At 71.3% G+C, this 13,140-nt stretch carries 13 protein-coding genes; 1 reads left to right on the forward strand and 12 read right to left on the reverse strand.

Features of this window, described 5'->3' with window-relative positions; translation table 11 throughout:
- Positions 1-36: 36 nt before the first annotated feature.
- The 9 genes from ABTW64_RS03240 to ABTW64_RS03280 form a co-directional block, all read right to left on the reverse strand.
- Complete coding sequence (locus ABTW64_RS03240; protein WP_350619136.1) at positions 37-780, reverse strand: FadR/GntR family transcriptional regulator; 744 nt, start codon at positions 778-780, stop codon at positions 37-39.
- 125 nt (positions 781-905) lie between these two features.
- Positions 906-1,925 carry a UDP-glucose 4-epimerase GalE gene (gene galE / locus ABTW64_RS03245; protein ID WP_350619138.1) on the reverse strand — a complete coding sequence of 340 codons (1,020 nt, stop codon included), beginning with the start codon at positions 1,923-1,925 and terminating at the stop codon, positions 906-908.
- A gap of 70 nt (positions 1,926-1,995) precedes the next feature.
- Positions 1,996-2,655 carry a thymidine kinase gene (locus ABTW64_RS03250; protein ID WP_350619140.1) on the reverse strand — a complete coding sequence of 220 codons (660 nt, stop codon included), beginning with the start codon at positions 2,653-2,655 and terminating at the stop codon, positions 1,996-1,998.
- Between the two features lie 41 nt (positions 2,656-2,696).
- A complete protein-coding gene (locus ABTW64_RS03255; RefSeq protein WP_350619143.1) occupies positions 2,697-3,347 on the reverse strand; it encodes a hypothetical protein in 651 nt (216 codons plus the stop codon).
- A 78-nt stretch (positions 3,348-3,425) separates the two neighbouring features.
- Complete coding sequence (locus ABTW64_RS03260; RefSeq protein WP_350619145.1) at positions 3,426-3,827, reverse strand: NUDIX hydrolase; 402 nt, start codon at positions 3,825-3,827, stop codon at positions 3,426-3,428.
- Between the two features lie 7 nt (positions 3,828-3,834).
- Complete coding sequence (mqo, locus tag ABTW64_RS03265; RefSeq protein WP_350619148.1) at positions 3,835-5,283, reverse strand: malate dehydrogenase (quinone); 1,449 nt, start codon at positions 5,281-5,283, stop codon at positions 3,835-3,837.
- Between the two features lie 92 nt (positions 5,284-5,375).
- Positions 5,376-6,452 carry an aspartate-semialdehyde dehydrogenase gene (locus tag ABTW64_RS03270; RefSeq protein WP_350619150.1) on the reverse strand — a complete coding sequence of 359 codons (1,077 nt, stop codon included), beginning with the start codon at positions 6,450-6,452 and terminating at the stop codon, positions 5,376-5,378.
- A gap of 138 nt (positions 6,453-6,590) precedes the next feature.
- Positions 6,591-7,037: a GNAT family N-acetyltransferase gene (locus ABTW64_RS03275; RefSeq protein WP_350619153.1), complete on the reverse strand. Its 447-nt coding sequence runs from the start codon at positions 7,035-7,037 to the stop codon at positions 6,591-6,593.
- A 4-nt stretch (positions 7,038-7,041) separates the two neighbouring features.
- Positions 7,042-8,346, reverse strand: a complete 1,305-nt coding sequence (locus tag ABTW64_RS03280) for an aspartate kinase (RefSeq protein WP_350619155.1) — start codon at positions 8,344-8,346, stop codon at positions 7,042-7,044.
- A gap of 263 nt (positions 8,347-8,609) precedes the next feature.
- On the opposite strand from ABTW64_RS03280, the gene ABTW64_RS03285 reads away from it, so the two are divergent.
- Positions 8,610-8,903: a hypothetical protein gene (locus tag ABTW64_RS03285; protein ID WP_350619157.1), complete on the forward strand. Its 294-nt coding sequence runs from the start codon at positions 8,610-8,612 to the stop codon at positions 8,901-8,903.
- A gap of 4 nt (positions 8,904-8,907) precedes the next feature.
- Here the strand turns inward: ABTW64_RS03285 and ABTW64_RS03290 are convergent, their stop codons facing one another.
- From ABTW64_RS03290 to ABTW64_RS03300, 3 genes are all read right to left on the reverse strand, one after another.
- On the reverse strand, positions 8,908-9,846 hold the full coding sequence (locus tag ABTW64_RS03290; protein WP_350619159.1) for a DMT family transporter: 939 nt from the start codon (positions 9,844-9,846) through the stop codon (positions 8,908-8,910).
- Between the two features lie 148 nt (positions 9,847-9,994).
- Positions 9,995-10,588 carry a recombination mediator RecR gene (gene recR, locus ABTW64_RS03295; RefSeq protein WP_350619162.1) on the reverse strand — a complete coding sequence of 198 codons (594 nt, stop codon included), beginning with the start codon at positions 10,586-10,588 and terminating at the stop codon, positions 9,995-9,997.
- A 40-nt stretch (positions 10,589-10,628) separates the two neighbouring features.
- A complete protein-coding gene (locus ABTW64_RS03300) occupies positions 10,629-13,076 on the reverse strand; it encodes a DNA polymerase III subunit gamma and tau (RefSeq protein WP_350619164.1) in 2,448 nt (815 codons plus the stop codon).
- Between the last annotated feature and the right edge of the window lie 64 nt (positions 13,077-13,140).

Consider the following 13,140-nt stretch of genomic DNA (forward strand, 5'->3'; position numbering starts at 1 on the left):
GTGCCCTGCCTTTCGTGTGTTCCGTGTGCGAGTCGGTCAGGCGTCGGCCGCGCTGCGCTCGACGCCCGTGAGGTGCGTGCGGGCGTAGAAGCCCGTGATGTGGGATCGGATCTGCTCGCGCGCGAGCTCGGGCTCCCCCGCCCGCACGGCCGCGATCACGGCGGCGTGCTGGGCGCGCAGGTCGGAGACGAGAGCAGGCCAGTCGGCGGCCACGGCCGCGCCCTGGCGCCCATACGACTCGATCGCGGTGCGGAGACCGGCCATCACGGCCGCCACCACGACGTTTCCCGATGCCTCGGCCAGGGAGAGATGGAACCTGGCGTCGAGGGCCAGGAAGTCGTCGGGCTCCAGGTCGTCGGCGTCCATCGCGGCGAGCAGCCGCTCGGTCTCGGCCAGCTCCGGGCCGACGCCGTCTCGGAACGCCTGCGCGAGCGACTCGACCACCGAGCTCTCGAGGACCGCCCGGGTCGCGACCACGTCGGCGAACGGGAAGCCCTGGCCGGCCAGCTGCAGGCGCAGCAGCGTCGCCATGCCGCCCTGCGGCGCCGCGACGATCATCGCGCCGGCATTCGGGCCCGATCCGGATGCCGTGCGCACGAGCCCCATCGACTCCAGCACCCGCAGCGCCTCGCGGACGCTCGACCGGCCGACCCCGAGCTTGGCGGCGAGGTCGCGTTCGCCGGGCAGGCGGTCGCCCGGCCCCAGAAGCCCCTCGAGCAGGTCGGCCTCGATGCGCTCGAGCACCGAGCGCCACGCGCGCGGCGATTCGCTCTGCGACATCGGGCACCCCTTCGACCTATGGTCTGACCACACTACCTCGTGTGGTCAGACCATAGCAATCCTGCGTCGCCGGAGCCGATGTGCGAGCGCAGCGAGTGTGGAGCGAATCGCCCCGCCGCGCGGAGCTACCCCTCGTAGCCGCCCGGGTTGCCCTGCTGCCAGTGCCAGACGTCGCGCGTCATGTCATCGATCGTCAGGCGCGCCTTCCAGCCCAGCGCGCGCTCGGCCTTCGCGGGGTCGCAGTAGGTGGCCGCGAGGTCGCCGGGACGCCGCGGTGCGATCCGCTTGGGCAGCTCTCGGCCGATCGCCCTCTCGAACGACGCGATCAGCTCCAGCACGCTCACGGGCCGCCCCGTGCCCAGGTTGTACGCCGCGAAGCCGGGCTTCGCCTTCTCGAGCGCCGCCACGTGCCCCTCGGCCAGATCGACCACATGGATGTAGTCGCGCTGACCCGTGCCGTCCGGGGTGTCGTAGTCGTCGCCGAACACGTTGATGGCCTCCAGGCGACCGACCGCCACCCGTGCGACGAACGGCATCAGGTTGTTGGGGATGCCCTGCGGGTCCTCGCCGATCAGGCCCGACGCGTGGGCCCCCACCGGGTTGAAGTACCGCAGCGACGTGATGCTCACGTCCGGGTTCACGGCCTGCACATCCTGCAGCACGACCTCGTTCATCAGCTTCGACTTCGAGTAGGGGTTGGACAAGTCCACGAGGTTGCGCGTGGCCTCCTCGGTGAACGGCAGGTCGGCCGGGTCGGAGTACACCGTGCCCGTGCTCGAGAAGACGAACGACCGGATGCCGTGCGCCAGCCCGACGCGCAGCAGCGCGAACGTCGAGTCGAGGTTGTTGGCGTAGTACTCGAGCGGCTTCTGCATCGACTCGCCCACGGCCTTGTGCGCCGCGAAATGGATGACAGCATCGAACGGCCCGTGCTCGGAGAACGCGCGCTCGACGACCTCGTCGTCGGCGGCATCTCCCACCACGAGCGGCGCGGTGGTTCCCGTGATCTGGGCGATGCGCTGCGCGACCACCGCGCTGGTGTTGTCGAGATTGTCGAGCAGCACCGCCTCGTGCCCCGCCTCGAGAAGGGCGACGGCCGTGTGCGCGCCGATGTAACCGGCACCGCCGGCAAGAAGAACTCGCATGCCTCTCAGCCTATGGCGCCCTCATCCGGCCCAGTGCACACGCACATTGGTGTGCACACGAGGAGGGAGGTCAGCGCGGGGCGAGCACGCCGCCCGACTCCTGGAGGTAGCAGGCGCCGCACAGCGACTCATAGGTGACGAAGTGCTCGTCGCGCACCGCGGCCGTCGCGGCGTCGATCGCCACCTGGTCTCCGTCGAACACGAAGCGCCCTCCGATGACGCGGCCGTTGAACAGCGCCTTGCGCCCGCAGCGGCAGATCGTCTTCAGCTCCTCGAGCGAGTGGGCGATCTCGAGCAGGCGGCGCGAGCCGGGGAAAGCCTCGGTGCGGAAGTCGGTGCGGATGCCGTATGCCATCACCGGAATGCCGTCCTCGACCGCGATGCGGAACAGGTCATCGACCTGCGCGGGCGTCAGGAACTGCGCTTCGTCGATCAGCAGGCACGCGACATCCGCGGCGCGCTCTCCCGGGATGAGCGCATCCGGTTCGGCCCGCACGCGCTCGCGCTCGGCGAGGAAGAGATCGCGGGCGGAGTCATCCGGTCCGATGAGGAAGTCGACCGGGCGGGTGACCCCCAGACGCGACTCGATCTGATCGGCGCCCTTGGTGTCGATCGCGGGCTTCGCGAGCAGCACGCGCTGGCCCCGCTCCTCGTAGTTGTAGGCCGCCTGCAGCAGAGACGTCGACTTGCCCGAGTTCATCGCCCCGTAGCGGAAGTACAGTTTGGCCACGCATCAAGCCTACGGCGCGCGCCGTCGCCCCGCGGCGGCCGTCAGCCCAGGCCCAGCAGCGGGGCGATGAGGCTCCAGGCGCCATAGAGCGCCAGACCGCCTCCGCCGACCGCGGCGGTGGCGACGCCGGTGCGGCGCCAGGCACGCGTCACGGCGCGCGGACGCACCTGGCCCCGCTCGGCGATCCGCAGGGCCGTCGTGCTCGCCGTCTCAGCCGCCGCCGTGCTGGGCAGCTGAGCGGCGACCAGCGGCGATCCGGTCCACTTCTCGACGCTCCACGCCGTGACCTTCGCGGCGCCGTCACGCAGCGGACCCACGATCACGCCCTTCACCGAGCGCCCCCTCAGCAGCGCAGCGCGGTCGACGACCTGGCTGGCCAGGCGGTGCGCGACGCCCATGACCCGCTCGGCATCCGCCAGCCCCGCACGGGCGAGGTCGACCGCGGTGGCGTGCATCCGCCGCTGCGCGCTCGGGCGGAGCATCGGATCGGAGGCGCCCGCGTCGATCCGGTGCATCACGGCCCGCACGTCGTCGAGCATCCGATGCGCCTCCGCGAGGTACCGCGCCGCCTGCGCGTGCGGACCGAGGGCCAGGAACGCGGCCTCCTCGCCGATTCGATCGACGGCCTGGTCGAACTCGAACACGGCACGACGCGCATCGTGGTGGGCACTGTGCCGCTGCGGTGCGCTCATCGATCCGTCCATCCGTGCCCCATGCTGTGCGCGGGAGATGCCCCCACTGCCAGCATACGAGCGCATCCGCGGAGCGTGTCAGGCCCGCTGCACGAGAAGCGGGAAGACGATGTCCCTGTTCAACGGCGCCTCCGCCTCGTCCGGATGCGCCGGATCGACCCAGCGAACATCGTCGATCTCGGCCTGGGCCACCGGATCGACGAACGCGCGCGTCACGAAGACCGTCGCCCGCAGGGCGTGCCCCGCCTCGTTGGCGGCCCGGGAGTCGAATGCGCCGACGAGCTCGAGGTCATCGGGCGTCAGCTCGGCGCCGAGCTCCTCACGCACCTCGCGCACGGCGGTGTCGATCGCGCGCTCGCCCGCCTCGGGCTTGCCACCCGGCAGCATGTAGCGCTGCGTGCCGCGTTTGCGCACGGTCAGCACCCGCCCGTCGCCGCGGACGAACGCGACGGCGGACACCGTGATGACCGGCTCGGACATCGCCGGATCAGGCGTTGATCGCGAGGGCCTCGGCGGTCGTCGTGGTCGACGCCAGCGCCTTGGCCGGTTCGTCGTTGAGGAAATCGCCGAACGTCGGGATGAGCTCGCGCAGCTTCGGCTCCCACTCGCCCATGCGATCGGCGAAGCAGTTCTTGATCACGTTGAGCATGATCGTCGCCGCCGTCGAGGCGCCCGGCGAGGCGCCGAGCAGACCCGCGATCGAGCCGTCGGCCGACGAGACCACCTCGGTGCCGAACTGCAGCTTGCCGCCCTTCATCACCTGGGCGCGCTGACCGGCCTGGATGAGCTCCCAGTCCTCGCCCTGGGCGGTGGGCATGAACTCGCGCAGGCTCTCGATCTTCTTGGCGCGGCTCTTCAGCAGCTCGCCCACGAGGTACTTCACCAGGTCGAGGTTGGTGGCGCCGACCTTGAGCATCGAGAGGAGGTTGTGCGGACGCACCTGCGTGACGATGTCGAGCAGCGATCCGTCCTTCAGGAACTTGGGGCTGAACGTCGCGAACGGGCCGAACATGAGCGATCCCTCGCCGTCGACCATGCGCGCGTCGAGGTGCGGCACCGACATCGGCGGGGCACCCACGGCGGCCTGCGAGTAGACCTTGGCGCGGTGCTGCTCCACGATCTTCGGGTTGGTCGTCTTGAGGAACTGCCCGCCGATCGGGAACACGCCGTAGCCGCGGATCTCGGGGATGCCCGAGCCCTGCAGCAGCTTGATGGCCCAGCCGCCCGCGCCGACGAACACGAAGCGCGCGCGCAGCTCGCCCGGGGTCTTGCCCACGTTGCTGCGGTACTTGACGAGCCAGGTGCCGTCTTTCTGGCGCTTCAGCTTCTTGACCTCGGTGTTGAGGCGGAGGTCGGCGCCGTTCTGGGTGAGGTGGTCGAACAGCTGGTGCGTGAGCGCGCCGAAGTCGACGTCGGTGCCCGACGGCGTGCGTGTGGCGGCGAAGGGCTCGTCGCTCTTGCGACGCTTCTGCATCAGCAGCGGGGCCCACTGGTTGATGACGCGCGAGTCCTCGGAGTACTCGATGCCCGCGAACAGGGGCTGCTGCTTGAGCGTCTCGTAGCGACGGCGCAGGTATGCGACATCCTTCTCGCCACGGACGAACGTCATGTGGGGGGTCGCGTTGATGAACGTCTTCGGCTCGTCGAGCACGCCCTTCGCGACCAGCGACGCCCAGAGCTGGCGGCTCTGCTGGAACTGCTCGTTGATCTGGATGGCCTTGGACGGGTCATCCGCATCGGGCATGTAGTTGAGCTCGCAGAGCGCCGCGTGCCCGGTGCCGGCGTTGTTCCAGGCGTTGGAGCTCTCCTGTGCCACCTCGCCCTGCCGCTCGAAGGCGACGATCTTCCAGTCGGGCTGCAGTTCTTTGAGGAGGGTGCCCAGGGTGGCGCTCATGATTCCGCCACCGATGAGCACGACGTCGACGGTTTCGCTCACCGTCCAAGTCTACGGGCCTCTGCAGGGGCCTTATGACCACTCAGGGCCGCAAGAACCGGGGTTCTTGCGGCCCTGAGAACGAGACGTGCGCGTCAGACCACGGCGCGGGCACCCAGGTCGGCGGCCACCAGCTCGGCGATCTGCACGGCGTTGAGCGCCGCGCCCTTGCGGAGGTTGTCGTTCGAGACGAACAGCGCCAGGCCCTTGCCCTCGGGGGCGGCCAGGTCGGGCCGGATGCGGCCCACGAAGCTCGGGTCCTTGCCGGCGGCCTTGAGCGGGGTGGGGACCTCGTCGAGCGCCACGCCGGGGGCGTCTGCCAGCAGCTCGCGGGCGCGGTCAGGTGTGATGTCGCGCGCGAACTCGACGTTGATCGACAGCGAGTGGCCCGTGAACACGGGCACGCGCACGCACGTGCCCGAGACGCGCAGGTCGGGCAGCTCGAGGATCTTGCGGCTCTCGTTGCGGAGCTTCTTCTCCTCGTCGGTCTCGTTGAGGCCGTCGTCGACGAGGTTGCCCGCGAACGGCAGCACGTCGAACGCGATCGGAGCGACATACTTCTCCGGCGCCGGGAACTCGACAGCGGCTCCGTCGTGCACGAGACCCAGCACGTCATCCTGCTGCAGCACGGCCTCGACCTGGCCGAGCAGCTCGTTGGCGCCCGCCAGGCCAGAGCCCGAGACGGCCTGGTACGTGCTGACGGTGAGGCGCTGCAGGCCGGCCTCGGCGTCGAGCACCTTGAGCACGGGCATAGCCGCCATGGTCGTGCAGTTGGGGTTGGCGATGATGCCCTTCACGGCCTGGGCGATCGCGTGCGGGTTGACCTCGCTGACGACCAGCGGCACCTCGGGATCCATGCGCCACGCGCTCGAGTTGTCGATCACGACCGCGCCGGCCTCGGCGAAGCGGGGCGCGTGCGCGCGGCTGCCGGTGGCGCCGGCCGAGAACAGGGCGATGTCGATGCCCGCGGGGTCGGCGGTCGCGACATCCTCGACGACCACGTCGACGCCCTGGAACTCGATCGTCGTGCCGGCCGAGCGCGCGGTCGCGAACAGACGCAGCTCGCCGATCGGGAACGCGCGCTCCGCGAGGATCTCGCGCATCACGGTGCCGACCTGGCCGGTGGCGCCGACGACGGCGAGGGAGAGTCCTGATTCGGAGATGCGGGTCATGGCGGGTCCTTGCGAAGCTGCGGGTGGGGTTGCCCGATTCTACCGACGGCGAGGATGCCGCCGGGCCGGTGTGACGGCCGATGGCAGGATGCGCGCGGCGTGCGGCCGTTTGAGGCCGCGCGCCGGCCGCATCCCCGGTCAGGAGGCGGGAGCGACGTAGGTCAGGAACGGCGCGCGCTGCGCGATCCTGTCGTAGAGGCGCTGCGCGTCGACATTGGTCTCGGCCGTGATCCAGCGCACCTCGAGCAGCCCCTCGCGGGCGGCGATCTCCTGCAGGTGCGCGATCAGGGTGCGCCCGACGCCCCTGCCCCGCGCGTCATCCGCTGTGAACAGGTCATCGAGGAAGATGGCGCTGCCGCCGCGCGAAGGCCGCGAGAACCGACGCCAGTGCGCGAGCGCGACGAGTCGCTCATCCTGCTCCGCGACGAGCCCCTGCAGCTCGTGCGCGTCATCCAGGAGCCACCCCCAGACGGTGTCGAGCACGGCCTGGTCGGGCTCCAGCTCGTAGAAGTCGCGGTAGCCGCGGAACAGGATGCTCCACCGCTCGCGATCCCGCGCCGTGACCGGCCGGATGACGACAGGCACGCGGTCAGCGACCGGTGCCGGCGTAGACCGTGGCCTCGATCTCGCTGTCGAGGCCGTAGGCGGTGTGCACCGCGCGGGCGGCCTCGTTGACGTCGTCGCCGCGCACGACCACAGAGATGCGGATCTCGCTGGTCGAGATCATCTCGATGTTCACGCCGCTCTTGCTGAGGGCCTCGAACAGGGTCAGCGAGACGCCCGAATGCGTGCGCATGCCGGCGCCGACCACCGACAGCTTGCCGATCTGGTCGTCGTGCACGATGTTCTCGTAGCCGATCGCGTCCTTCTCGGCCGTGAGCACCTTGAGCACCTCGGTGGCCGACTGCTTGGGCAGCGTGAACGAGATGTCGGTGCGGCCCGGCGACGCCGACTGCACGTTCTGCACGATCATGTCGATGTTCGCGCCCGTCTTGGCCACGAGCGTGAAGATCGCGGCGGCGGAACCGGGGACGTCCGGCACGCCGATGACCGTGATCTTCGCCTGGCTCTGGTCGATCGCGACGCCCGTGACGACGGGCTCCTCCATACCGATGACGTCGGCCATCCCTGTCTCCTTGCTCAGTCGGGGGTCGGTCATGCCCTCCCCCAGGACGTAGGTTCCCTCGTTCGCGGTGAACGTGGAGCGCGCGTGGATCAGCACGCCGTGGCGGCGCGCGTACTCGACCGCGCGGATGTACAGCACCTTGGCGCCGTTCGCGGCGAGCTCGAGCATCTCCTCGGCCGAGACGCGGTCGAGCTTGCGAGCCAGCGGCACGACGCGCGGGTCGGCCGTGAAGATGCCGTCGACGTCGCTGTAGATCTCGCACACGTCGGCACCCAGCGCCGCCGCCAGCGCGACCGCCGTCGTGTCGGATCCGCCGCGCCCGAGCGTGGTGATGTCCTTGGTGTCGCGGTTGAAGCCCTGGAAGCCCGCGACGATCACGATCGCGCCGTCGTCGAGCGCCTCGCGCAGGCGCACGGGCGTGACGTCGACGATGCGCGCCGCGCCGTGGTCGGCGGTCGTGATCATTCCCGCCTGGCTGCCGGTGAACGAGCGCGCCTCGTGTCCCATCGAGTGGATCGCCATGGCGAGCAGCGCCATCGAGATGCGCTCGCCGCTCGACAGCAGCATGTCGAGCTCGCGCGGCGCCGGGATCGGCGCGACCTGGCCTGCGAGGTCGAGCAGCTCGTCGGTCGTGTCGCCCATCGCGCTCACGGCCACCACGACGTCGTTCCCGGCGCGGTGCGTGTCGACGATGCGCTTGGCGACGCGCTTGATGCTCTCGGCGTCGGCGACCGACGAGCCGCCGAACTTCTGCACGATCAATGCCACTTGGTGCTCCTGTGGGGGTCAGGACGCCTCGGGTGGGCGGCGTCCTGAGGCCATCTTAGGAGCGGCACGGAGGCCCACCCGACGATGTGACATCCCGCCCAGGACGGCGGGCACGGCCAGGGCGGGATGCCAGGATGCGGCAACCGAGTCTGAGCACAACGGCGGTTCACCGGCTCCGGTGGCGTGACGGACGGATGCCGCGATGACAGTGTCCGCGGCACCGGCTACTGTGTCGGCAACCACCTCACCCGAAGGGACTCGCCATGGGCGCCGCCGAACTCGACTGGGCACTCCCGCTGATGGCCCTCGTGGTCGCGCTCATGGTGGGCGGCGGGCTCATCAGCATGCTGGCGAAGCGAAGGGTCGGCCGCGGGCGTTCGGTCGGTGGCGGATCGACCGTGCGGAGGCCGGACCCCCGGGTGGGCGTGCTCAGCTCGGCGCAGGCACGCGGGGCAGCCGTGGGCTACGGAGTCGGGCTGGGCATGGGCTGCGCTGACGGCGGCGCGGGCTACGACGAGGGCGGCGCCTGGGGCGACGTGAGCGGCGGGGGCTTCTGACCAGCTAACGCACCGCGGAGGCGGGGATCTCGACCGCCGGCGCCGTGGCGCTGGGCTTCTGCCCGCGCGTGAAGACTCCCGCAGCCAGCAGACACCCGACGAGGACGACAGGGAATCCGATCATCAGCCCCGCGGTGAGCGGCTCACCGCGCACGAGCATCCCGAGTGCGATCGCGACCACGGGGTGCAGGTACGTCATGAGGGGCGCCTTCACGGGGCCCACCTCGGCGATCAGCGCGAAGAAGGCGATGAAGGCCACCGCGGTGCACAGCACCGTGAGCAGGATGATGCCGGTCAGGCTGCGCGCGGTGGGCGGCTCGGTCGTGGTCGCGAACCCGATCGGCGTGTAGACGAGTCCGACGGCGCCGAGCGAGAGCGTGATGACGCCGAGCGAGGGCACATCGGGCAGGTGGCGCGCCACGATGAACGGAGCGATCGCGTAGCAGACCGCCACGAGCAGCACCTCGCCGATCGCCACCACGCTGATGTGCCCGTCGAGGGCCCCGCTGCCGAGCGCCACGATCGCGACGCCCCCGAACCCGAGCGCCAGCCCGATCGCGCGCGTGGGCTTGAGGGCCCCGCGATCGCCGCGGGCGACGGCGATCGCCGTGGCGAACAGCGGCACGGTCGCGACGAACAGGCCCGTGAGCCCGGAGGCGAGCGTCTGCTCGGCGTGCGCGAGCAGCACGAAGGGGCCTGCCATCTCGACCGCACCGAACGCGAGGACCCATGGCCACCGTCGCAGCGCGGGACGCAGCGCCCGCTGCTTCAGCGCGAAGGGCAGAAGGAGGATGGCCGCTCCGAGTGTCCGGATGCCGACCACCGCCGCCGGAGAGAACGTCTCGACCGCCTCGGCGATGAACAGATACGGCATGCCCCACACGAGCGCGAGCAGGGCGAACAGGGCCCACCCCTTCGGGGTGAAATGTGGGGACGCGTGCACGATGTCGATCCTGGCACGGGGGTCGGACACGGCGCGGACCGCTGGCAGTCAGAGGACGGAGGATGTCCCGTTCGAGCCGACCGGGCGCGCTCCGGGCGACGCGGAGGCCTGTGCCGGCACCTGCGCGAAGACCACCGGCATCCGGAGATCAGATCTGGCGACGGCCCTCGAAGGCGCGGCCGAGGGTCACCTCGTCCGCATACTCGAGGTCTCCTCCGACGGGGAGGCCGGAGGCGAGGCGCGAGACGGTGATCTGCAGCGAGGTGAGCAGGCGGCTGAGATAGGTGGCGGTGGCCTCGCCCTCCAGATTGGGGTTCGTGGCGAGGATCACCTCCTGCACCGTGCCGTCGGCCAGGCGCGACATGAGCTGCTGGATGCGCAGGTCGTCGGGCCCCACTCCCGCGATCGGGCTGATCGCACCGCCGAGCACGTGGTACAGGCCGCGGAACTCGCGCGTTCGCTCGATCGCGGCGACATCCTTCGCGTCTTCGACCACGCAGATCAGCGCCGGGTTGCGGCGCGGGTCGCGGCAGATGGCGCAGGTGTCCTGCTCCGACACGTTGCCGCAGATCTCACAGAACCGCACACGCTCGCGCACCTCGCGCAGCAGCTCCGACAGGCGCGACACGTCGAACGTGGGGGTCTGCAGGATGTGGAACGCGATGCGCTGGGCCGACTTGGGGCCGATGCCGGGAAGGCGGCCGAGCTCGTCGATCAGCTCCTGGACGATGCCGTCGTACATGGTGTGCTCTCTGCTGGAGATCCGCGGTCAGCGGACGGGGTCACTGGAAGCGCGTCGGAGGCTCGTAGGGCTCCTCATGGAGGAACCTCGCCTCGAGGATCTGCCGCACCACGGCCTCGCCGTAGCGCTGCACGCCGTCGGTCTGGATGACGCGGCGCTGCACGGTCACGTTCGGAGTCTGGATGACCGGGGCGGGGGTCGACGCGGGCGCATCCGACTCTTCGGGCTCGTCGTCGGAGTCGACGGGCACCTCGGTCGGCATGACCTCGCCTTCTCGCTCCAGGGTCGCGACGCGCGCGGCCGCCGGCACGCCGGCCTCCTCCGGGTCGTCATCGACCGCCAGGGCAGGGGCGGGCTCGGAGCTCGGGATGGCCGCGACCGCCCACTCGGTGACCGGGGAGGCGGCGTACGACGACGCGGCGGGCTGAGGTCGCTGAGCAGGCGCGGGGGCCGGTTCGGGGCGCGAGGCGCGCGGCGTCACCGGCTGCGGGCGCGCGGGCGCCGCATACGGGTCCTCGCCGGGATACGGCTCGTACCGCTCCTCCGGCTCGGGAGGCAGATCGTCGTACCGCGGGGAAGGCGCCGGGTCGGGGTCGGCCGACGGCGCCTCGGCCGCGCCACGCTGTGCGCCATCGCCGCCCTGTCGCGCGCCGCCGTCGAGATGCGCGAGGTACTTCACGCGCACCCCCAGCACGGCGAGGATCGCGCTGCGCAGGTCTTCGCTGATGCCGCCCTGCGGTGTGCGGTGCTTGAACTTGCGCAGATCGCCCTCGTTCGGGAAGCCGAGCACGAGCACGTCGTCGGGCTTCACATCGGTGACGCGCGCACCGCTGACCACGAGCCAGCTGGTGCGGCTGATGTCCTGCAGGCGGGCAAGCACCTGCTCCCAGGCCGCCGTGATGCCTTCAAGGGTGAGCGGGCCGGACGGAACGGCGGGCTGCGGCGCCGGTTCAGGCTGCGGCGCGGGTTCGGGTTGCGGCGCGGGTTCGGGTTGCGGCGCCGGCTGCGGCGGCGCGGGGTGCTGTTCGGGCTGCGGCGGCGCGACCGGTGCGGGCTGCGGCGGCGCGGCCGGTGCGGGCGGCGAAGCCGGGGCGCTGCCCGGCGTCACGGTCGCCCATCCGGCCGCCGGCACGTCATCGTGCCCCGCGGGCGCCGAGGGCCGCTCGGAAGCGGCAGGCGCCGGAGCGGGCGCGGCCCCCGAGGGTCGCTCGGAAGCGGCGGCGGGGGGTGCGGCGGGCGCGGGAGCAGCAGTGGCAGGCGCCGCAGCGGGCGCGGGTCGTTGCGCCGAGGGAGCCGCCGGCTGGGCCGGGGCGGCGGCGGGCGGAGCCGAGGGCCCCTGCGCGGCGGGAACCGGAGCGGCGCCGGGGGTGGCCGCCGCCTGCGGCGCGAGCGCACCGGCGAGCACGCGCGCGATCATGAGCTCGAGCTGCAGGCGGGGCGACGTGGCGCCCGTCATGGCGTCGAGCGCGGCGCTGACGATGTCGGCGGTGCGCGACAGACGCTCCGCGCCGAGGCGCTGGGCCTGGCCCGACATCCGCTCGAGCTCGTCGGCGGGGATGCCGCGCAGCACGGCGGACGCACCCGCGCCGGTCGCGGCGATCACGATCAGATCGCGCAGTCGCTCGAGCAGGTCGTCGACGAAGCGGCGTGGATCCTGCCCTGTCTGCACCACACGGTCGACCGAGGCGAAGGCGGCAGCGGCGTCGCCCGAGGCGAACGCGTCGACCACGCCGTCGAGCAGCTCGCCGTGCGTGTAGCCGAGCAGCGCCACGGCGCGCTCATAGCCGACGGACCCGCCCTCCGAACCCGCGATCAGCTGATCGAGGATCGACAGCGTGTCGCGGGGCGATCCACCGCCGGCGCGCACGACCAGCGGCAGCACGCCCTGCTCGACCCGCACGCCCTCCTGGTCGCACAGCGACTGCACATAGTCGAGCATCGCGGCGGGCGGCACCAGCCGGAACGGGTAATGGTGCGTGCGCGACCGGATGGTGCCGATGACCTTGTCGGGCTCGGTCGTGGCGAAGATGAACTTGACGTGCGCCGGCGGCTCCTCGACGAGCTTCAGCAGCGCGTTGAAGCCCTGCGGCGTCACCATGTGCGCCTCGTCGAGGATGAAGATCTTGAACCTGTCGCGTGCGGGCGCGAACACCGCGCGCTCGCGCAGGTCTCGGGCGTCGTCGACGCCGTTGTGGCTGGCCGCGTCGATCTCGACCACGTCGAGCGAGCCGCCGCCCGCGCGCGAGAGCTCGACGCAGCTGTCGCACTTTCCGCACGGGGTGTCGGTGGGGCCCTCGGCGCAGTTGAGGCAGCGCGCCAGGATGCGGGCCGAGGTGGTCTTGCCGCAGCCGCGCGGACCCGAGAACAGGTAGGCGTGTCCGATCCTGTCACCGCGGAGCGCCGTCATCAGCGGCTCGGTGACCTGCGACTGCCCGATCATCTCCCCGAAGGTCTCGGGCCGGTAGCGGCGATACAGGGCGGTGGTCACCCGAACAGCCTACGGTGTGCCACCGACATCGACGCTGGCGGAGCCGGCCCACGGCCGAGTGCAC

This window comes from Microbacterium sp. NPDC096154, from assembly GCF_040302945.1.
Taxonomy (GTDB): Bacteria; Actinomycetota; Actinomycetes; order Actinomycetales; family Microbacteriaceae; genus Microbacterium.